Annotated in this window: 17 protein-coding genes; 5 read left to right on the top strand and 12 right to left on the bottom strand. The window is 70.2% G+C overall.

Annotation, left to right across the window (positions count from 1 at the left end; all coding sequences use genetic code 11):
• The first annotated feature begins 2 nt into the window (after positions 1-2).
• Positions 3-1,412 carry a sugar nucleotide-binding protein gene (locus FFS51_RS02845; protein WP_137877459.1) on the top strand — a complete coding sequence of 470 codons (1,410 nt, stop codon included), beginning with the start codon at positions 3-5 and terminating at the stop codon, positions 1,410-1,412.
• A gap of 39 nt (positions 1,413-1,451) precedes the next feature.
• On the opposite strand, the gene FFS51_RS02840 is transcribed toward FFS51_RS02845, so the two are convergent.
• The 7 genes from FFS51_RS02840 to FFS51_RS02810 all read right to left on the bottom strand — a co-directional run bounded on the left by FFS51_RS02840 (position 1,452) and on the right by FFS51_RS02810 (position 9,528).
• On the bottom strand, positions 1,452-3,557 hold the full coding sequence (locus FFS51_RS02840) for a hypothetical protein (protein ID WP_137877458.1): 2,106 nt from the start codon (positions 3,555-3,557) through the stop codon (positions 1,452-1,454).
• Between the two features lie 194 nt (positions 3,558-3,751).
• Positions 3,752-4,840, bottom strand: a complete 1,089-nt coding sequence (locus tag FFS51_RS02835) for a glycosyltransferase (protein ID WP_137877457.1) — start codon at positions 4,838-4,840, stop codon at positions 3,752-3,754.
• A gap of 46 nt (positions 4,841-4,886) precedes the next feature.
• Positions 4,887-6,323: an LCP family protein gene (locus FFS51_RS02830; protein WP_249352633.1), complete on the bottom strand. Its 1,437-nt coding sequence runs from the start codon at positions 6,321-6,323 to the stop codon at positions 4,887-4,889.
• Positions 6,320-6,787 (bottom strand): 5-(carboxyamino)imidazole ribonucleotide mutase, encoded by a 468-nt coding sequence (gene purE / locus FFS51_RS02825; RefSeq protein WP_045248333.1) that lies wholly within the window; start codon positions 6,785-6,787, stop codon positions 6,320-6,322. Before purE ends, FFS51_RS02830 begins: the two co-directional genes overlap by 4 nt.
• Positions 6,788-6,920: 133 nt before the next feature.
• The gene (locus FFS51_RS02820; protein WP_137877456.1) at positions 6,921-8,057 is read right to left on the bottom strand and encodes a 5-(carboxyamino)imidazole ribonucleotide synthase; all 1,137 of its coding nucleotides are present in this window, start codon (positions 8,055-8,057) and stop codon (positions 6,921-6,923) included.
• A gap of 52 nt (positions 8,058-8,109) precedes the next feature.
• Positions 8,110-8,658: a PH domain-containing protein gene (locus FFS51_RS02815; RefSeq protein WP_056207977.1), complete on the bottom strand. Its 549-nt coding sequence runs from the start codon at positions 8,656-8,658 to the stop codon at positions 8,110-8,112.
• 75 nt (positions 8,659-8,733) lie between these two features.
• Complete coding sequence (locus FFS51_RS02810; RefSeq protein WP_137877455.1) at positions 8,734-9,528, bottom strand: biotin--[acetyl-CoA-carboxylase] ligase; 795 nt, start codon at positions 9,526-9,528, stop codon at positions 8,734-8,736.
• Between the two features lie 123 nt (positions 9,529-9,651).
• Here FFS51_RS02810 and FFS51_RS02805 point away from each other — a divergent pair, with 123 nt between their 5' ends.
• A complete protein-coding gene (locus FFS51_RS02805) occupies positions 9,652-11,250 on the top strand; it encodes an acyl-CoA carboxylase subunit beta (RefSeq protein WP_137877454.1) in 1,599 nt (532 codons plus the stop codon).
• Complete coding sequence (locus FFS51_RS02800; protein WP_249352632.1) at positions 11,247-11,489, top strand: acyl-CoA carboxylase subunit epsilon; 243 nt, start codon at positions 11,247-11,249, stop codon at positions 11,487-11,489. Before FFS51_RS02805 ends, FFS51_RS02800 begins: the two co-directional genes overlap by 4 nt.
• 232 nt (positions 11,490-11,721) lie before the next feature.
• Here FFS51_RS02800 and FFS51_RS02795 read toward each other — a convergent pair whose 3' ends face one another.
• From FFS51_RS02795 to FFS51_RS02780, 4 genes are read right to left on the bottom strand one after another with little or no spacing between them, the layout of a single operon-like run.
• The gene (locus FFS51_RS02795) at positions 11,722-12,765 is read right to left on the bottom strand and encodes a hypothetical protein (RefSeq protein ID WP_056207971.1); all 1,044 of its coding nucleotides are present in this window, start codon (positions 12,763-12,765) and stop codon (positions 11,722-11,724) included.
• Positions 12,765-14,003: a sensor histidine kinase gene (locus tag FFS51_RS02790; protein ID WP_137877452.1), complete on the bottom strand. Its 1,239-nt coding sequence runs from the start codon at positions 14,001-14,003 to the stop codon at positions 12,765-12,767. Before FFS51_RS02790 ends, FFS51_RS02795 begins: the two co-directional genes overlap by 1 nt.
• Positions 14,000-14,668: a response regulator transcription factor gene (locus FFS51_RS02785; RefSeq protein ID WP_137877451.1), complete on the bottom strand. Its 669-nt coding sequence runs from the start codon at positions 14,666-14,668 to the stop codon at positions 14,000-14,002. The genes FFS51_RS02790 and FFS51_RS02785 overlap by 4 nt, the downstream gene beginning before the upstream one ends.
• 9 nt (positions 14,669-14,677) lie before the next feature.
• A complete protein-coding gene (locus tag FFS51_RS02780) occupies positions 14,678-15,979 on the bottom strand; it encodes a class I SAM-dependent RNA methyltransferase (protein ID WP_137877450.1) in 1,302 nt (433 codons plus the stop codon).
• A 62-nt stretch (positions 15,980-16,041) separates the two neighbouring features.
• Here FFS51_RS02780 and FFS51_RS02775 point away from each other — a divergent pair, with 62 nt between their 5' ends.
• A complete protein-coding gene (locus FFS51_RS02775; RefSeq protein WP_137877449.1) occupies positions 16,042-16,689 on the top strand; it encodes a Maf family protein in 648 nt (215 codons plus the stop codon).
• A gap of 78 nt (positions 16,690-16,767) precedes the next feature.
• Complete coding sequence (locus FFS51_RS02770; protein WP_137877448.1) at positions 16,768-18,534, top strand: acetyl/propionyl/methylcrotonyl-CoA carboxylase subunit alpha; 1,767 nt, start codon at positions 16,768-16,770, stop codon at positions 18,532-18,534.
• Positions 18,535-18,595: 61 nt separating this feature from the next.
• Here the strand turns inward: FFS51_RS02770 and FFS51_RS02765 are convergent, their stop codons facing one another.
• On the bottom strand, positions 18,596-20,047 hold the full coding sequence (locus FFS51_RS02765) for an NAD(P)H-quinone dehydrogenase (RefSeq protein WP_137877447.1): 1,452 nt from the start codon (positions 20,045-20,047) through the stop codon (positions 18,596-18,598).
• Positions 20,048-20,161 lie beyond the last annotated feature (114 nt).

The raw sequence follows: 20,161 nt of genomic DNA, 5'->3' as shown, positions 1-20,161 counted from the left end.
CCGTGGTCGACGTCGGCAAGGCCCTCGCTCGCCGTGAGACCGCGATCCCGGGCCTGGTGATCTTCGATCTGCCCGTGCACGGCGACAACCGCGGCTGGTTCAAGGAGAACTGGCAGCGCGAGAAGATGCTCGCCGCCGGACTCGAGGACTTCGGGCCGGTGCAGAACAACATCTCCTTCAACGACGCCGTCGGGACCACCCGCGGCATCCACGCGGAGCCCTGGGACAAGTTCGTCTCGGTCGCGACCGGACGCATCTTCGGCGCCTGGGTGGACCTGCGCGAAGGGCCGACGTTCGGGGCGGTCGTGACCGCGGAGCTCGACGCCTCCACCGCCATCTTCGTACCGCGCGGTGTCGGCAACTCGTACCAGACGCTCGAGCCGAACACCGCCTACGTCTACCTCGTCAACGACCACTGGTCACCGAGCGCGACGTACTCGTTCCTGAACCTCGCCGACGAGACCGCCGCTATCGCCTGGCCTATCCCGCTGTCCGACGTGGAGATCAGCCCCAAAGACCTCGCGCACCCGCGCCTCGCCGACGTCACCCCGATCCCGCGCCGCAAGACCCTCGTGCTCGGCGCGAACGGGCAGCTCGGCCGCGCGCTGCGTCAGCGATTCGCGGATGCCCCCTGGGCCGAGTTCGCGACCCGCGACGACATCGATCTCACCTCCGACGAGCTCGCATCGGCCCGCCGGTGGCGCGACTACGACACCATCATCAATGCCGCCGCCTACACCGCGGTCGACAAGGCGGAGACCCCGGAGGGACGGGTCGCGGCGTGGGAGGCTAACACGACCGCGGTCGCCGCGCTGGCCCGGATCGCGACCGCGAACGGCATCACGCTCGTGCACGTGTCCAGCGATTACGTCTTCGACGGCACGAAGAGCGATGCCTATCTCGAATCTGATTCGGTGGCGCCACTCGGGGTATATGGGCAGACCAAGGCAGCGGGCGACGCCATCGTGGCGACAGTTCCCCGCCACTACATTCTGAGGACGAGCTGGGTCATCGGGGACGGAAAGAATTTCGTTCGCACAATGGCGTCACTTGCCGCGCGTGGGGTAGACCCGTCGGTCGTCTCAGACCAGGTCGGTCGATTGACGTTCGCATCGACGCTCGCATCCGCGATTCTGCATCTTCTCGACGTTCGCGCTCCGCATGGTGTCTATAACGTTTCGGAGGGTGGAGAGAGTTCGAGCTGGCACGCAATCGCAACTGAGGTGTTCCGGCTTACGGGTCACGACCCTGAGCGGGTCAGCGCGACGACAACTCGGGCGTTCTTCGCGCAGGCAGACTACGCGGTGGCGCCTCGACCGATGAACAGTGAATTGTCGATATCGAAGATCGCGTCAACCGGATTCGCCATCGACGATTGGCGCACGTCCCTCGCGGACTACCTCAGCGAATAGCCCACGCTGCCTTTCCGCCAAGTTGAGCACCACTTCGCGTCAGCGGCTCGCGAATACAAGCTTGTTGCAGAACACCGAGGCAAGGGTGATCAGGGATGGCGCTGTCGTTCGGGAGAGTTGACCGTTCTGAGCGATGTAGCTGGTCGATCCGCACATGACCGTCGTCGCCAGATCCGACACCGTGGCCGGAGGCGAGACTTCCGAAGAAGTGGTGACGGCGGTGCTCACGCCGAAGGCTCGAGCTACGTCAAAGCTCGGAAGGTAATAGTAGGCCGTGCCGTCCCAGAGATACACACGATCCGAGGTAGGAGACTTCACGAGCTGGCCTGCCAGCCAGTATGGACCGGTGTTCGCAATCGTCGCCAAAGAAGCATCAGTCACCTGGATGATCCGCGGGTCAGGAGCCCCTCCGGCAAGTTCTGTGAGAGCAGGCATCGACACCACGTGAGAACGACCTCCCCCACGAAGGGTGAAGACATCTTGGCTCGCGGCCGTCTTGAGGAATATCGGCGCACTGGGGGTGCTGCTCATGTTGAGGCGAGCGCATGTGTCACTGTCTAGCTCGAGCGTGGACATCCCTCCGACATCGCTGGCCGCGTAGAGAGTGCCTTGAGAGCCGAAATAGCGTGCAGCATTGCAAGTCACCGCCTGTGTGAGCGGCGTCTGCCGCGTGAAAGCGGCGACACGGTCGGAGGGCACTTGAGACACGCTCAACGGGATCCCCAGGTCCGTCGCCACCGTGAATGAAGGAAGGTAGAGCAAGCGCCCGTCAGACGTCGGCAACCAGACTCGAGAATCTCCGGGCAGGATGATCAGTTGCGCGGGGACAAACCGCAGTGGCGCACGCGAGTAGTTCGCAGCGACGCTGCTCGATAGACCACCGATGTACGGCACTGATCCGCCATTGAGATACGACACGGTCGCCATGTCGAAGAGCGGCGCGAGTGCCCCGTTGGAGATCAGATACACCGTTGGATCAGATCCCACCGTTCCGAACGGGGCCATCTCCGGCCCTGAACCGACGACACCGAACTCTGTCGACGACAGCACCGTGAGAGCGGAACAACTACCACCCCACGCGGCAACCAATGCACATGTCGGAAATCGGTGCAGCTTCCCGGCGTCGAGGTATGCCACAACCGACGTGTCGCCATTGAGGACATACCGCGACGCATCACCGCTGTCAGTGAACTGACTCAAGTAGGTCGTCGATACCGACGCGGGCTGTCCGAACGCAGCGTTATAGGCCGGCCAATCCGCGAGCGTCACATGGTACCGGCGGCCCCCCGATACCACGTAGATGTCTGCACCCAGCGATACGAGCGGTCCGGCCGACTGAGTGGACCCGAACCAATCCGTGAAGTAGTTGAAGAAGTTGCGATTTCCGTAGCTCGAACATGAGTCGCCGGACCCGTATCCGGCAGCCAAGGCAGCGGAATTTGGCTGGTACGGAGTGTAGTAATAGAGATCGGCGGTGGCCTGATTCTGGATGTAAACGGGGGAAGAGCCGCATGACGCGCTCGGATTGTACTGCACATTCCAGGTCTTGCCAGGCGAATACCACGTGAAATACGCCGAGGTTCCCGGGGGATTTCCATAACGTTTGAACTGCCATGCCGCGCCGTAGACCTGATTGAAGAATCCGTAATAGGTGGTGTTGCATGCCGCCGTGTCAGGGCATCCCTGCCCCATCGCGATCGTGTATCTCCACGTCGATGGCCACGTGTTGGTGACGAGCCCCTGTTCCTTCTGCAGTGTCACGAGGATGACCTGCGGATTGATGCCGCACGCCTGCGCCACCTTGTAGATGATCGCGGAGGCGCGTTCGCTGGTGCCCCCTTGATAGGCGCCGCACATGGCGTCCGCGGATGTCGATCGGCTGGTGTCGTACCAATCCTTCAAGCAGGTGTAACCCGATTGACAGGACGGGACCTTTGCCTCGAGGAAAGCCTGTATTTGCGCCTGGGTCATCGACGCGCTGTTGAAGAAGACCGCGTTGCTGATGATGTTGCCGGCCTGGAACTGGCTCAGGTCGGCGGCGGGCGTCGCGGCGACAGGACGCGAGGCTTGCTCGTTCACCACAGCTATCCCGACGAGCGTGCCGAGGGCCACGGCAAGCGAGGTCGCCACGACCGCGATCGTCACGAAGAGGCGATGAGGTCTCATGCGTCGTGTCCCCGGTCTACTCAATGTGCCGCGAGGTCCCTGACGCATTCGAATGCTCCCCGCACGCACATCCTTTCCCGGAATGTGCGGCGCTGTTCGAAGGCGCGCCGTCCACCGGTGCTGTTGTGACTATTGTGACTGACGTTGCACGAGTGTCAAGAAGTGGACCCACCTCACAGCTCCGCGTGGAGCTCCCAGACCCGCGCGGCGTGGTCGGACCACGAGAAGCCGCGTCCGCGATCGCGGGCCAGCACCCGCAGTCGCGCGCTGTCGCCGATCGCGTCATGCAGCGCGGCGCCGAGCTCGGCGGGGTCGACGAGAACTCCCCCGTCGACGATGATCTCCCGATGGTCGTCGCAGTCCGCGGCGATGACCGGCACCCCCACGGCGAACGCCTCGAGGACCCGCCATGGGAACGCCGAGGCCCGCGAGGGTGCGACGACGGCGACCGCCGCATCCAGCACCGCCGCGCGGTCGTACGCGTCGAGCCCGGCGAGCACTCGCAGGTGGGCGCTCGGCACCCCGGCCTGCTCCGCCCGCGCCCTCACCCGGTCGACGCGCAGGTCGCCAGCGCCCAGCACGACGATCGGCACATCCGGGGCGCCGCACAGTGCCGCCGCGAATCCGGCGTCGAGGTCGGCCTCGGCACCCGCACCGTCGAGCACGAGCACGCGGTCGGGCACGACGAGCGCGCGGCGGCGTCCGATCGCGTCACCGGGAACGGCGAACCCCTGAGGTGCCGCCCCCGCGATCACGCGTACACGGCCGCGCAGCTTCGTGGTCGCCGCCAGTCGCTCCGCGATCGCATGGGTCGGGACGATCACGGCATCGGCGTGCCGTTCGGCGCGCTTGAGCATCGCCTTGTGCGCGAGCGCAGCGGTCTTCGACGCGGCATCCGAGAAGTCAGGGATGTCCCAGAGCGTCACGACCGTCTGGTCGTTGTCGTTGATGCGGTCGTGACGCACGAGCGGCGCCGCCAGCGTCGGCGAATGGATGAGTCCGCCGCCGACACCCGGCGCGACGCCGAGCTGCCAGGAGGCGAGAGCGGCGGCCCGCGGCATCCCGACCGTGTCGACGCGGGCGAGCCCCGGAACCTCGCGCGCGAGCGCGGCGGCGTCGCCGGCCGGCACGAGGGCGGCGACCTCGCAGTCCCGCGGCGCGGTCGCGATCAGGGCGCGCGCCACCTCAGCGGATGCTGCCGTGAGTTCCGACGCGGGCGCCCCGACCAGTTGATCGAGCACCACGCGCAGGGTCACCGTCATGGTCTCGAGCCTACCCACCGCGTGTCGGGCGAACCCGAGCGCGCGCTCAGCCGGTGGGGCTCGGAGTGGCGGAGGACGGATGCAGCTTCTCGGCCACGAGCGCGCGCGTGACGGTGAAGTCCGGCTTGTCGGGGTCGATGTTCGCACCGGCGGGCGTGAGCTCGAGCGACTGCACGGGCTGACCCTTCGCCTTGATCGCGAGATCGAGGAAATAGCCGATCATCGAGTCGGGGATGTCCGTTTCGATGATGTGGGTGCCGGCGTTGGCGACATCCTGGAAGCGCGAGAGCACGTTCGCCGGGGTGAACTGCGCGAGGATCGCCTCCTGCAGCTGACGCTGGCGGAGCATCCGGTCCCAGTCGCTCGTCGTGTAGCGCGAGCGGGCGTACCACTGCGCCGTGTCGCCGTCCATGTGCTGCGCACCCGGCTCGATCCACCCGATCGCCCACTTGCTCGCGGGCTCGTTCGTGTACGTCGGCCCCCAGCCCTTCGGGAGTCGTTCGGTGACGGTGATGTCGATGCCGCCGAGCGCGTCGATGAGGGCCGCGAAGCCGTCCATGTCGATGAAGACGTAGTACGGGATCGTGAGTCCGGTGACGCCCTCCGCGGCATCCTTCACCGCTTCGATACCGGGGCTGTATTGATACGTGGTCGCGTCGGGATAGATGTCGGTGCCCTTGCGGAGCACATTCACCTCGGTGAAGATCTCGTTGATCGCGCAGTGGGCGGTGCCGCAGTTCTTGCCCTTGTAGCCGTCGGGGAAGAGCGTCTGCATCGGCCCCGGCGCGAACGGCACGTCCTTCATGTCGCGCGGGATACCGGTGATGGTGACCTGTCCGGTGTCGGCGTTGACGGATGCCACGGAGATGCTGTCGGGGCGCATCGAATCGCGTCCCGCTCCGCTGTCGACGCCCAGCAGGAGGATGTTGTAGTACCCGTCGGTCGGCGCGACGGCCGGGCCGCCCGCGCTGAACACCGACCCGAGCGCATTCCGTGCCGAGCCGACCAGCACCGCCGCGTACCCCGCGCCGCCGCTGACCACGAGCGTCACTGCGACGACAGCGGCCGGCACCGCGAGGCGTGCCCACGGGCGCGTCTTGATGAGCCGCACGAGCCGCAGCGTGTCGAGGGCGAGCACGATCCAGAGCACGGCGTACGCGACGAGGGCGATCTGGATGATCAGCAGCACGAGACTGTTCGTGACGACGGTGAGGAAGAACGGTCGCCACACAACGGCGACGAGCACGGCCAGAACCGCGAGCACCCACATGACGAGGGTCGCACCGAGGCCGAGTTTCGCGAGGCGGCGGTTGCCCGCCGCGGCCTGTGCCGAGCCCGGGATCAGGAGGTTCACGACGACGAGCCACCAGGCCCGCCGCGTCATGACCGCCGGCGACGTGCTGTCGGGGTAGCGGATCGGATAGGGGTTGACGAGACCCCGTTCGTCGCCCGGCCACCGGGGGGTGCGGGGGGCGACGGTCACAGGCTGTCCTTCAGGCGGCGGTTCTTCTGCGCCACCTGATCCTCCAGCTCGCGCGCGTACGCCTCGACCCTGTCGGCGAGGCGCGGATCGGAGGCGCCGAGGATGCGCACGGCGAGCAGCCCGGCGTTCTTCGCGCCGCCGATCGAGACGGTCGCGACCGGGATGCCGCCGGGCATCTGCACGATCGACAGCAGCGAGTCGAGCCCGTCGAGGGTCGCGAGCGGCACCGGCACCCCGATGACGGGGAGGGCGGTGACGGAGGCGAGCATCCCGGGGAGGTGCGCGGCACCGCCGGCGCCCGCGATGATCGCCTTCAGGCCGCGGCCGCGCGCCTCACGCCCGTAGGCGATCAGCTTGTCGGGGGTGCGGTGGGCGGAGACGATCTCGACCTCGTGCGGCACGCCGAAGTCGCTCAGCACCTGGGAGGCGTCGGCCATCACCCGCCAGTCGGAGTCGGAACCCATCACGACCCCGACGAGGGGCGCGTCGGAGGAATGCAGCGCGCGCGTCACCCGTCCAGGCTAGGGCGCTCGTGCTGGACATCACCGCAACGGCGCGCGGTCACGGCATCCGGGCGCCGGCCGCCCGGCGCACGCCTCAGTCGAGGAAGAAGGATGCCGCGGCCACGGCGTCCGCGCGGACCGCGTCGAGATCGCTCCCCGACACGTTGACGTGGCCGACCTTCCGCCCGGGTCGGGGCGCCTTGCCGTACGTGTGCACCTTCGCGTCGGGGTGCGCGGCCATCGCCGCAGCGAAGCGCTCGTCGAGCGATCCGGCGACGGGGCCGCCGAGCACGTTGATCATGACGGTCCAGGGCGCGCGCGCGGCGGTGTCGCCCAGGGGCAGATCGAGCACGGCACGCAGGTGCTGCTCGAACTGGCTGGTCACCGCGCCGTCCTGCGTCCAGTGGCCGCTGTTGTGCGGGCGCATCGCGAACTCGTTGACCAGCACGCGTCCGGAGGCCGTCGCGAACAGCTCGACCGCCAGCATCCCGGTGACGCCGACGCCGTGCGCGACGCCGGTCGCGATGCGGGTCGCCTCGGCGGCGACCTCGGGGGCGAGGCCCGCCGCCGGGGCGACGACCTCGGCGCACACGCCGCCGCGCTGCACCGTCTCCACGACCGGATACGCGACGAGCTCTCCCGAGGGGCGGCGGGCGACCTGCGCGGCGAGCTCGCGGTCGAAGTCGACGAGCTCCTCGACGAGGAGCGCACCGCCGCGGCCATCCTCGGCGAGCGCCGCGAACCAGTCGTCGGCGTCGGTGGCCGCACCGACGACCCGCACGCCCTTGCCGTCGTAGCCGCCGCGCGGAGTCTTGACCACGGCGCGGCCGCCGTGGGAGGCGAGGAATGCACCCAGCGCCTCGGCGTCGGCGACCTCCGCCCAGTCGGGCTGAGGGAGGCCGAGCTCGGCGACCTTGCGGCGCATCGCGAGCTTGTCCTGCGCGTACTGCAGGGCGTCCGGCCCGGGGTGCACGGCGACGCCGTCGGCGATGAGGGCGCGCAACACGTCCTGCGGAACGTGCTCGTGGTCGAATGTGAGCACGTCGACGTCTTTCGCGAACGCCCGCACCGTCTCGGTGTCTCGGTAGTCGCCCACGGCCGTCGCGGCGAGCGCCGCCGACATGCCCGGCTCCTCCGCGAGCACGCGGATCTCCACGCCCAGCTCGACCGCCGGGGCGATCATCATGCGGGCGAGCTGCCCGCCCCCGACGACTCCGACGCGCACGGTCATGCGTCTCCCTTCGACCGATCCATTCTGCCGCAGGCGTCGCGACGGGTGCGCGTCAGAGGGTCTCGCCGGTGGTGTGACTGTCGCGGTGGGCCAGGATCTGTCCGACCTCGACCTGGTCGACGAGCACCTCGTGCACGAGGTTCACGTCGCGGATGCCGCGCAGCACGAGAGGTTTCTCGGTGCCGGAGGCGAGCTCGATCGTGCCCGCGCGCCACAGACGCTGCCACAGGCCGCGCCGGACGGTGATCGCATAGCCGCGCGTGTGACCGACCTCGCGGTGGGTGCGTGAGAGCAGACCGCTGCGCTCGATGACCCGGCGCGTCGTGATCGTGTAGGTGTGCGCGGACCACGCGAGATACGGCAGTACGACGAGCAGCACGATGACGATCGCGGCCACGGCGGGGACCACCCAGATCGGCAGCCCGAAAGGCGGGTCGAACAGGAAGTAGCCGGTCGCGCCGCACACAGCGATGAGCAGAAGCGCCGACCAGAACAGTCCGGCACCCACCGGTCGCATCCGGGCGATGCGCCGTTCGGGCGCGTCGACACCCGGGGCGGGGGTCTGCGGCCGGCCGTAGCCGTAGGCCGAGGTGTTGCTCACCCTCTCATTGTGGCGGCCGGTACCGACGGCGCGAGCTGCGCCACGCGGGACCGGAACGGCGAGCGACGCCCCACCTCACCGCACGTGGGTGACGTCTCCCGCTGCGACGGCCGTCTCACCCGCAGCCCCGCGCACGACCAGGCGTCCGTCGGTGTCGATGCGCACGGCCTCGCCCACGAGCGCGGAACCGTCGGGGAAGGACACGGTGACGGCGCGCCCGAGCGTCAGGCACAGCGCCTCGATCTCGCCCCGCAGACCCGCCGCCGACGCGTCGCCTCCGGCTGCCGCGAGCGCGGCCAGCTGCTCGTCGAGAGCCGTCAGGTAGTCGGCGATCAGGCGATCCTCGTCGACGGCGACCCCGAGGGCGGCGAACGAGGTCGCGGTGGTCACGGGCAGGTCGACCGCGGCCATCCGCGTGTTCACTCCGGAGCCGACGACGACGGTCGAGGGCGAGCCGGCGACGGCTTCGGCGAGGATGCCGCAGATCTTCAGTCCGTCCACGAGCACGTCGTTGGGCCACTTCAGCCCGGCGGAGTTGCCGGTTCCGCGCAGCTGCGCGGCGACAGCGCGGGTCATCGCGGCGCCGGCGGCGAGCGGGATCCAGCCGCGGGCCGCAATCGGGAGCCCGGCGACGTCGACGACGACGGACAGGGCGAGCGCGGCGCCGGGTGGCGCGACCCAGGTGCGGTCGAGGCGACCCCGCCCCCGACGCTGGTCGGTGGTCAGCAGCGCCGACAGGTGCGGCCAGTCGCGGGGCGCGTCGCGCACGGCGGCCACGAGGTCGGCGTTCGTGGAGTCGGTGTGCTCGGCGACCTGGAGCCTCGGGCTGACCGCGGCGGCGAGGGGGAATCCTGCGGCGGGAATGGGCATGCCGCCACCCTACGCGCGGGCTCCGGGCCGCCGGCATCCACCGCCATGTCTCAGACGAGGAACAGCGGATGCCTCCGCCTGTTGTCCGAACCCTCCAAGCGTCGGACGGGGCCGGTGGATAGGGTGGAATCCGTGACCGACACCCCCGACCTCACGACCACCGCTGCCAAGATCGAGGACCTGCGCCGCCGTTACCGCGAGGCGGTCGTCGACGCCGAGACCGTCGCGCAGACCAAGCAGCACGCCAAGGGCAAGCTCACCGCCCGCGAGCGCATCGAGATGCTGCTCGACCACGGGTCGTTCACCGAGGTCGATGAGTACGTGCGCCACCGCACCACCGCGTTCGGCATGGAGAAGTCGCGTCCCTACGGCGATTCCGTCGTCACCGGCGTCGGCACGATCCACGGTCGCACCGTCGCCGTCTACTCGCAGGACTTCTCGACCTTCGGGGGCTCCCTCGGCGAGGTCGCGGGCGAGAAGATCATCAAGGTCATGGAGCTGGCGCTGCGCAGCGGCATCCCGATCATCGGCGTGCTCGACTCGGGCGGCGCGCGTATCCAGGAGGGTGTGGTCGCGCTCGGCAAGTACGGCGAGATCTTCCGCCTGAACACCGCCGCGTCGGGCGTGATCCCGCAGATCTCGATCATCATGGGCCCGGCTGCGGGCGGTGCCGTCTACGGCCCGGCGCTCACCGACTTCGTGATCATGGTCGACAAGACCAGCCAGATGTTCGTCACCGGCCCCGACGTGATCAAGACGGTCACCGGCGAGGACGTCGGGATGGACGAGCTCGGCGGCGCCCACACGCACAACACCCGGTCGGGCGTCGCGCACTACCTCGCCGACGACGAGGAGGACGCGATCGACTACGCGCGCTCGCTGCTCGCCTTCCTCCCCGACAACAACATGTCGGAGGTGCCCGACTACGAGTCGGCGTTCGACTTCGAGACGACCGACTCCGACCGCACCCTCAACACGGTCATCCCCGACTCCCCCAACCAGCCCTACGACATGCACGGCGTCGTCGAGCACATCGTCGACGACGGCGACTTCCTCGAGGTGCAGCCGCTGTTCGCGCCGAACATCCTCATCGGGTTCGGCCGCGTCGAGGGCCGCTCGGTGGGCATCATCGCCAACCAGCCGTCGCAGATGGCAGGCACCCTGAACATCGACGCAGGCGAGAAGGCGGCGCGTTTCGTGCGCTTCTGCGACGCGTTCTCGATCCCGATCGTGACGCTCGTCGACGTGCCCGGCTACCTCCCCGGCACCGACCAGGAGTGGACCGGCGTCATCCGCCGCGGCGCGAAACTCCTCTACGCGTATGCGGAGGCGACAGTGCCGCTGGTGACAGTGATCCTGCGCAAGGCCTACGGCGGCGCGTACATAGTCATGGGCTCCAAGCAGCTCGGCGCCGACATCAACCTGGCCTGGCCGACCGCTGAGATCGCGGTCATGGGCGGCCAGGGCGCGGTGAACATCCTCTACCGCGGCGAGCTCAAGCGCGCCGAGGAGGCCGGCGAGGACGTCGCCGCCGTGCGCGCCCGCCTCGCCAACGAGTACACCTACAACGTCACCTCCCCGTTCCTCGCCGCCGAGCGCGGCGAGCTCGACGGCATCATCGAGCCGGCGCAGACCCGCGTGTCGATCGCGAAGGCCCTGCGGGCGCTGCGCGGCAAGCGTGCGTCGCTCCCGCCGAAGAAGCATGGGAACATCCCCCTGTGAGCCTGTTCGACGAGACGGATGCCGCGTCCCCCGTGCCCGTGCGCATCGACGTGCGTCGCGGCAACCCGACGGACGAGGAGCTGGCGGCGATCGTCGCGGTGGTGACCGAGGCGTTTGCGGCCGAACAGGCGGGAGCGGTCGCCGCTCCGGCGCGGCGACCGAGCGGATGGCAGCTCACCCGCCGTGCGCTGCGCACATCGTTCGACCGCAGGGGCGGCTGGGGCGGCTTCCGCGGTTGATCCGACGCTGTCGGAACGATGTCACCCGAAGTACCTACATACAGGCGCGCTGAAGGTGCGAATACTGATATCGCTGGGTTTCCCAGCGAGAGCTCGACCTGACACTGTTGCGGGGTCAGGGAGCCACTCGCAGACGATATCGGGTAATTGTCTGCTGGCGAGGGGCAGGCGCATCCGCCGCCCCTCGCCTCTCTTTTTGTGCGCGGCAGGTCTGCGCGAGCACTCCGAGCGCTCAGCGCGGCGAGCGCTCGATCTCGCGCCACAGGTCGACACTGTCGTCCTCGTCGAGGCCGATGGTGCGGGCGGCGCGCCCGACGACCGTGACGGCGACACGAGGATCGCTGCTCGTGCGCACGTACACACGGTCCGACCGAGCCGAACGCAGGGTGTCGGCCAGCTCGGCCCGGATCTCGCCCAGCTCCTCCTCGCCGATGTCGTCAATCGCCCCGTCATCGGACAACGACACGGATGCCCCGCGTCGGCGCACGCTCTCGAGCGCCGCCCTGACTTCGGGATCGAGCAGGCGCGCACCGCGCAACTCGTCGCGCAGGCGCCCCTCCACCACGCGCGCCTCGATCCGTTCGTCGTCGGAGAGGACGCCCCGGCGATCGATGACCCGGGCGAGCGCGTCGCCAGCGCTCAGAAGCACACGGTTCACCTGCACGCGGCGTTCGTGGGCCTGCGCGCCCTGCGCGGCCGATTGGGCCGAAGCGACACGCTGCACCTCGCCGAGCCGTTCCGTGTCGAGCGCGGCACGGTCGAGTGCGAGCACCAGGAACTGCGCGGCGCCCACCCAGACCGTCGACCCGACGAGACCGAGACCGAGCGCGGTCGCCGGGCCCAGCAACGAGATCGACCACCCCGCGAGCACGACGATTCCCGTCCACGCCATCCAGGGGCGCCGGCGCACGGTGAGCGTCGCCATGAGCGCGCCGATGGCACCGAGGTACCAGGTGGTGTGCGTCCCCGGCGTCGTGTGGGGGCCCGCGCCGTAGGCGACGAGCGGGGGCAGGGCCACCGTCGCCGCGAGGGCGAGCAGCGCCAGCGGGATGGGCAGGTGATCGCCCGAACTCGACACCGTCTCCGGCTGGCTCGACCGCGTGATCACCGCGGTCCAGCCCCACAGAATGCACAGCCACGCCACCGCCAGGTACCCGAGCATGCAGCCCAGCAGCAGCCATCCGTCGTCGACGGGCGCGCCGATCCACATGCCGCGGAGCGTGAGTGCGACGCTGAACGCGACCGCGAGGAGTCGGATGACGGAGGCCGTGGACATCAGGAGACCGTCGCCTTCCAGATGAGGTCGATGACCGTGCCCGAAGCATCCGAGGAGATGCGGGTCTCGCCGCCGAACGCGGCCACGCGCGCGATGATCGACCCGCGCACGCCCAGGCGGTCATCCGGGATCTCGTCGATCGAGAAGCCGGGCCCGGTGTCGCGCACGGTCACCGTCACCCGGCCGGGCGCACGCTCTCCCGTCACGGTCACCTCGAGCCCCGCGCCGTCGGCGTGGGCGATCGCATTGACGATGGCCTGGGTGCCCGCGAGCACCATCGCCCGCATCGCACGGCCGGGGACATCCGGGGTGTCGGGGGCGATGCGACGGCGGACCGCGGCATCCGACCCCGCCTCGACGAGCGCGCGCTGCAGCTCGTCCGCGAGCGATGACGCCGACCGGGGATGGTCACTGCCCTCGCCCGCCGTGACGTCGACGTTCGCGAGGCGGTTGAGCGCGTCACGTGCCATCTGCACGGCCAGCTCGCGCTCCCGATCGGTCCCCGCGCGCTGCGCGGCGATGAGCGCCGCGATGACGCTGTCGTGCATCAGAGCGGCGACGGCCACACGCTCGCTCTCGGTCGCAGCCATCGCCGCCGCCCGCGCGGACGCCTCGATCGCGCGTTCGCGATGCTCGTCGATACGGCTCGCCGTGGAACGGAACGTCCAGGCGAGCGCGAGCAGCACCGCGCCGAAGATGACCAGGAACGCGACGTCGAGCGCCGTCGGCAGCCAGGCCGCCGGCGCGAAGCCGAGCTCGACCATGCGCATCGCACCGTAGACGACGGGGATGCCGACCGTCGCGATGACCTGCCACCGCCTCGGGAGCGCGACGACTGCGGCGAGGGTCGCGACGTTGCCCAGCACGTAGGGCCAGGCGTGCGAGGTGGCGGGCGATCCGTGGCCGTAGGCGCCGACGGGCCACAGGACGAGGGCGATCGTATAGGCGATCACGAAGATCGTGCCGGCGAGCTCCTTCTGCCGCCCCGTCGCGAACGAGACGATCGCCAACGCGAGGGGGACGAAGATCAGCAGGATCTCGATCGTGTTCCAGAACGGATCGATCGCCTGCGCGGCGATCGCCTCGACGATCGTCTGGGCGCCGAGCACCACGCTCGCGAGCGCCACGGCTCGGCCGAGCACCATCTCGACCCGCTCGCGGGTGAGGGATCCGTCGCGCACGATCGCGTGGGGCGCCGGCAGCACCACGGGGCCCGAGTCGAAGCGGATGCCGCTCATGACCGCGCCCCGGACACACCCGCGTCGGGGTCGATGACGCCGTCCTCGACCGCTCGCTGACGGAGGTCGATCTTCGTCGGGGCGGGCCTGCCGACCTCGATGTACTTCGCCCGGATGCGGGAGATGTTCTCCTTGGCCGTGTTGTACGTGATGCCGAGGCGCTGCGCGACGAGTTTCAGCGGGAGTCCGGCGGCGTAGAGCGCGAGCGCCTCGCGCTCGCGCGCCGAGAGCTGGGCATCTCCGAACGCGCTGTCGCCGGCGACCGCGCTCGCCCACTCGATGTTGTTCAGCTGCTCCCCGGCGGCGACCGTGCGGACGGCGTCGACGATGTCATCCATCGGCGCCGACTTGCTGATGACACCCGCCGCGCCCGCCGCAAGCGCCTCGCGCACGGCGACGAGCCGGTCGGCGACGCTGTAGATGACCACCTCGGAGCCGTCGGACTGCAGCGACTGGATGTTCTCGCTCACCGTCGTGCCGTCGCCGAGGGTGATGTCCAGGAGCGCGACCTGCACCGGGTCGGCACCGGAGTCGCGCAGCCACCGCCGGTAGTCGCGCACACCGCTGCCCGAGAACACGACGTCGATCGTCGCGTCCCGCGAGCACGCCGCCTCGACGCCGAGTCGCACCGACTCGTGGTCGTCGATGGTGGCGACGCGGATCATGCGCTCATGCTATCCGCGGGGCGCGACCGGAGTCAGGGTCGCCACGGCCTCGATGTGATGCGAGTGCGGGAACAGGTCGATCGCCCGCACGCTGGAGGTCTCGTAGCCGGCCTCGCGGAAGAACGCCAGGTCGCGGGCGAGGGCGGCAGGGTCGCAGGCGACGTAGGTCACCGCAGCGGGCGCGAGCGCGACGAGAGCCCGCACGACGTCACGGCCCGCGCCCGCGCGCGGCGGGTCGAGCACCACGACTCCGCGGGAGAGCCGGTCGCGGTCGCGCGCGGAGGCTCCCGCGGCGAGCGAGGCGAGCCATCGGTCGACGCGACCCGTCTCGGCGCGAGCCCCCACCCACTCCGACAGGTTCTCGCCGGCGTGCTCGGTCGCGCGCTCATCGGCCTCCACCGAGACCACCTGAGTCGCCTCGCCGCCGAGTTCGGCGATCGTCGCGGCGAACAGTCCCACCCCGCCGTACAAGTCGAGGTGGCGCCCCTCGGAGTCGACACCGACGACGCCGAGCTCAGCGGCGACCGCAGCGGTGAGGGTCGCGGCGGCGAGGCGGTGCACCTGCCAGAAGCCACCCGCATCCACCCGGAACGCACGCTCCCCGACCCGTTCGACGACCGGCTCGAACGCCGGGTCCTTCGGGTTCACGGGCCGGCGCTGGCCGCGGGCGAGGGCCGGCCGGTTGATCACACGCACACGTCCGTCGGCGGGCTGGACCAGGTCGATGCGCCCTGGGCGCTCCCCGATGATGCGCGCTGCGGCGCGCTCGATCGCCGCCGTGGCCAGGGGCAGCGTCTCGGTGCGCACGACGCGGTGGCTGCGCGAGGCCATCGGCCCGACCGTCCCCGATTCGTCGACGTGCAGGCTCACGCGGGTGCGCCAGCCGCCGCGGTCCGCGGGCTCCGGCGCGAGGCCGTCGACGGGCGCGGGGGCCTCGATCGTGACCGGAAGGTCGAGGCGTCCGACGCGGCTCAGCGCGTCGGTGACGACCTGCTTCTTGAGCTCGAGCTGCCGCGGCAGCGCGATGTGACCGAAGTCGGCGCCGCCTGGGCGGCGGTCGGCCGGCACGTCGAGCCCCGCCTCGGCCCACACGTGGGGCACTCGGTCGGGCGAGGCATCCAGGATCTCCACCGGCTCGGCGCGCCAGAACGACTTGTCGCCCGCCTCGGTCACCCGCACCCGCACCCGCTCGCCGGGGAGGGTGTCGGGCACGAACACGACGCGCCCGTCGCCCCCGACCCGGCCGACGAACACGCCGCCGTGCGCGACGCCGGTGATGTCGAGATCGATCAGGTCGCCAGCAGAAGTCATCCCCCGAGCCTCCCACACCGGGGCGCTCCGCGCGGCGGATGCCGCGGGCTACCGTGGTGCGCATGCGCGTCGTGCTCGCCTCCACCTCTCCCGCCCGCCTCATGCTGCTGCACCAGACCGGCATCGACCCCGAGACCCGCGCCCCGCAGGTCGACGAGGAGGCGGTCGTCGCGGCGGTCGAGGCATCCGAGGGGCGCACGCTCTCCCCCGACGAGCACGTGCTGCTGCTGGCCCGACGGAAGGCGGCGGATGTCGCGGCCGCCGTGCGCGCCGACGACCCCGCGTTTGACGGCATCGTCATCGGCGGCGACTCGATGTTCGCGCTCGGTGACGAGATCCTCGGGAAGCCCTACACCGCGGAGGCGGCGACGGCCCGATGGGAGCAGATGCGCGGCCGCACCGGGGTGCTGCACTCCGGTCACAGCGTGTTCCGGCTCACCCCCGACGGCGGTCACCGCGAGGAGCACGCGGTGGCCGCGGCATCCGTCACCTTCGCCGCCGACGTCGACGACGACGAGATCGCGGCCTACGTCGCGACGGGCGAACCACTGCTCGTCGCGGGTGCGTTCACCCTCGACGCGAGGGCCGCCGCCTTCATCTCCCACATCGACGGCGACCCCTCGACGGTGGTCGGGATGTCGCTCCCCACCCTGCGCTCGCTGGTGCGTCGGCTGGGAGTCGACTGGACGTCGCTGTGGGTGGCTTCGTAGACATCCGCACACGCTTCCGCCGAGTTCTTGTGAGGGACGGTCAAATTCCGCCGGGAATCCGTCGGTAGGCTGGCACTCATGCCTCGAATCGCCAAGGTCCTCGTTGCCAATCGCGGTGAGATCGCCGTCCGCATCATCCGCGCGGCGCGCGACAGCGGCAGGTCCTCAGTGGCGGTCTACGCCGACCAGGACCGCGACGCACTCCACGTGCGGCTCGCCGACGAGGCATACGCCCTCGACGGCGCCACGAGCGCCGAGACCTACCTCTCCATCGAGAAGATCCTCTCGATCGCCCGGCGCTCCGGCGCCGACGCCGTGCACCCCGGCTACGGCTTCCTCGCCGAGAACGCCGAGTTCGCCCGCGCCGTCATCGACGCCGGCCTCGTGTGGATCGGCCCCTCCCCCGACGCCATCGAGGCCCTCGGCGACAAGGTGACGGCGCGACACGTCGCCGAGAAGGTCGGCGCCCCCCTCGCCCCCGGTACCCCCGGACCCGTCGCCGACGCGTCGGAGGTCATCGCGTTCGCCGAGCAGGTGGGTCTCCCGATCGCGATCAAGGCCGCCTACGGCGGCGGCGGCCGCGGCCTGAAGGTCGCGCGCGAGCTCGACGAGGTCGCCGAGCTGTTCGAGTCCGCCACCCGAGAGGCCGTCGCCGCGTTCGGCCGCGGCGAGTGCTTCGTCGAGAAGTACCTCGACAAGCCGCGCCACGTCGAGACCCAGTGCCTCGCCGACGGCGCCGGCACGGTCGTCGTCGTCTCCACCCGCGACTGCTCGCTGCAGCGCCGCCACCAGAAGCTCGTCGAGGAGGCCCCGGCGCCGTTCCTCACCGAGGCTCAGCGCGAGACGCTCTACAGCGCGTCGAAGGCGATCCTGAAGGAGGTCGGCTACATCGGCGCCGGCACCTGCGAGTTCCTCATCGGCGCCGACGGCACCATCTCCTTCCTCGAGGTGAACACCCGCCTGCAGGTCGAGCACCCTGTCTCCGAAGAGGTGACCGGCATCGACCTCGTGCGCGAGCAGTTCCGCATCGCCGAGGGCGAGCTGCTCGGCTACGACGACCCGGAGCCGGTCGGCCACTCCTTCGAGTTCCGCATCAACGGCGAGGACCCGGGCCGCGGCTTCCTTCCCCAGCCCGGCCCCATCAAGGTGTTCAAGACGTTCGGCGGGCCGGGCACCCGGCTCGACTCCGGCGTCACCGCCGGCGACACCGTCTCGGGCGCGTTCGACTCGCTGCTCGCGAAAATCATCGTCACCGGTCGCGACCGTCAGGAGGCGCTCGAGCGCGCCCGCCGCGCCCTCGACGAGTTCGAGGTCGCGGGGCTCCCGACGGTGCTCCCCTTCCATCGCAAGGTCGTGCGCGACCCCGCCTTCACCGCCGAGAACGGCGAGTTCGGCGTGTTCACGCGCTGGATCGAGACCGAGTTCGACAACGACATCGCGCCGTGGGACGGCGAGCTCGCCGACCCCGCGCCCGCCGAGACGCGACACACCGTCGTCGTCGAGGTCGGCGGCAAGCGACTCGAGGTGAGCCTGCCCGATCGCATCGCCGGCTCCCCGGCCCAGGTCGGCCGCCCCGCCGCCGTGCCCTCGTCGCGCCGCTCGCACCAGACGTCCGCCACCGCGGGCGCCTCGGGCGACGCGGTCAAGTCGCCGATGCAGGCGACGGTCGTGAAGGTCGCGGTCGAAGAGGGTCAGCAGGTCGTCAAGGGCGACCTCGTCGTGGTTCTTGAGGCCATGAAGATGGAGCAGCCCATCCAGGCCCACAAGGACGGTGTCATCGGCGCGATCAACGCCGATCCCGGCACGACCGTGTCGGCCGGCCACCAGCTGCTCACGATCTCCTGACGCACACGGCGAGGCCGCGGCATCCGATCAGCCGATCAGGATGCCGCGGCCTCGTCGTTCGTCAGTTCTCGTCGCCGCTGGAGCGCTCGACGCCGTGCATCGCGCGCACGGCGTCCTGGATGGAGCCGGTCAGCGAGGGGAACACCGCGAACACGCGCGACATCTGGTCGACGGTGAGGCGGCGCTCGACGGCGATCGCGAGCGGGTAGATGAGGTCGGAGGCGCGAGGACCGACGATCACACCGCCGATGACCGTGCCGCTGCCCTCGCGGGCGATCACCTTCACGAAGCCGTCCTTGATGCCCATCATCTTGGCGCGGGCGTTGGCCGCGAGCGGAAGCTTGTGCACGATGCCGTTGATGAGACCGGCGGCGATGTCCTTCTCCTGCCAGCCGATCGTCGCGATCTCGGGCGCGGTGAAGATGTTCGCGGTGATGCGGCGGGACTCGAGCGGGATGACGACGTCTCCGAGCGCGTGGAAGACCGCGGTGCGACCCTGCATCGACGCGACCGACGCGAGCGGCATGAGCGTCGTGCAGTCCCCGGCCGCGTAGATGTTCGGCACCGATGTGCGCGAGACCCGGTTCACCCGGATGTGACCGGAGTCGGTCAGCTCGACGCCCGCCTCGGCGAGCCCGATGTCGTGGGTGTTGGGGATCGAGCCGACCGCCATGAGGCAATGGCTGCCGACGATCTCGCGGCCGTCGGCGAGGAGCACGCGCACGCCGTCGTCGGTGCGTTCCACGCGGTCGGCGCGCGCCTTGGCGAGGAGGGTCATCCCCCCGCGGCGGAAGACCTTCTCGAGCACGGCGGCCGCGTCGGGGTCCTCACCCGGGAGCACCTGGTCGCGGCTCGAGACGAGGGTGACCTTCGCCCCGAGGTTCATGTAGGCCGAGGCGAACTCCGCTCCCGTGACGCCCGAACCGACCACGATGAGGTGCTCGGGGAGCGTCGTCATGTCGTAGAGCTGGGTCCAGGTGAGGATGCGCTCTCCGTCGGGTTTGGCCTGCGGGAGCTGGCGGGGCGAGGCGCCGACCGAGACGACGAGGGTGTCGGCCTCGACCCGGTCGAAGGCGGTGCCCTGCGGTCCGGTGGAGACGACGACCGCGCCCGGGCCGTCGAGGCGCCCGTGGCCGGAGATGATGCGCACGCCCGCCTCGACCAGCGACGAGCGCATGTCGTCGGACTGCTGACGGGCGAGCGCGAGCAGCCGCTTGTTGACAGCAGCCAGGTTGATGGCGATCTCGGGGGTGAGAGGGGTGCCCTTCGCGCCACGTGCGAACAGCTGCACGCCGAGGTCGCTCGCTCCTGCGATGGCGACGGCCGCATCGGCGGTGGCGATCAGGCTCTTCGACGGCACCACGTCGGTGATGACGGCGGACCCGCCGACGCCGGCGCGCTCGACGAGGGTGACTTCGGCGCCGAGTTGGGCGGCGGCCAGGGCCGCCTCGTAGCCGCCGGGTCCGCCTCCGATGATCGCGACCCGCTGGGCGTTATCGAAGCTCGTCGACATGCCTCCATTCTGGTGCGTCCCGTCGCGCGCAGCGAACCGGGACCGACTGGCCCCGTCCGAGCGGTGTTCCTAGAGTGAGGGGATGACGCACACCGCCCACCCCCTCGACGACCC

The organism is Microbacterium sp. 4NA327F11 (genome assembly GCF_005503465.1).
GTDB classification, from domain to species: domain Bacteria; phylum Actinomycetota; class Actinomycetes; order Actinomycetales; family Microbacteriaceae; genus Microbacterium; species Microbacterium ginsengisoli.
Note: the sequence above shows the minus strand (reverse complement) of the source record. Positions and strands in the feature narration are given on the sequence as shown.

Coding starts and splice junctions, on each gene's coding strand:
- FFS51_RS02835 (WP_137877457.1), bottom strand. CDS start 4,840: ATGACGGTGACCCTGCGCGTGGTGCTCGATCAACTGGTCGGGGCGCCC.
- purE (WP_045248333.1), bottom strand. CDS start 6,787: ATGGGTTCCGACTCCGACTGGCGGGTGATGGCCGACGCCTCCCAGGTG.
- FFS51_RS02820 (WP_137877456.1), bottom strand. CDS start 8,057: ATGACCGTGCGCGTCGGAGTCGTCGGGGGCGGGCAGCTCGCCCGCATG.
- FFS51_RS02810 (WP_137877455.1), bottom strand. CDS start 9,528: ATGCCCATTCCCGCCGCAGGATTCCCCCTCGCCGCCGCGGTCAGCCCG.
- FFS51_RS02795 (WP_056207971.1), bottom strand. CDS start 12,765: ATGTCCACGGCCTCCGTCATCCGACTCCTCGCGGTCGCGTTCAGCGTC.
- FFS51_RS02790 (WP_137877452.1), bottom strand. CDS start 14,003: ATGAGCGGCATCCGCTTCGACTCGGGCCCCGTGGTGCTGCCGGCGCCC.
- FFS51_RS02785 (WP_137877451.1), bottom strand. CDS start 14,668: ATGATCCGCGTCGCCACCATCGACGACCACGAGTCGGTGCGACTCGGC.
- FFS51_RS02780 (WP_137877450.1), bottom strand. CDS start 15,979: ATGACTTCTGCTGGCGACCTGATCGATCTCGACATCACCGGCGTCGCG.
- FFS51_RS02775 (WP_137877449.1), top strand. CDS start 16,042: ATGCGCGTCGTGCTCGCCTCCACCTCTCCCGCCCGCCTCATGCTGCTG.
- FFS51_RS02770 (WP_137877448.1), top strand. CDS start 16,768: ATGCCTCGAATCGCCAAGGTCCTCGTTGCCAATCGCGGTGAGATCGCC.
- FFS51_RS02765 (WP_137877447.1), bottom strand. CDS start 20,047: ATGTCGACGAGCTTCGATAACGCCCAGCGGGTCGCGATCATCGGAGGC.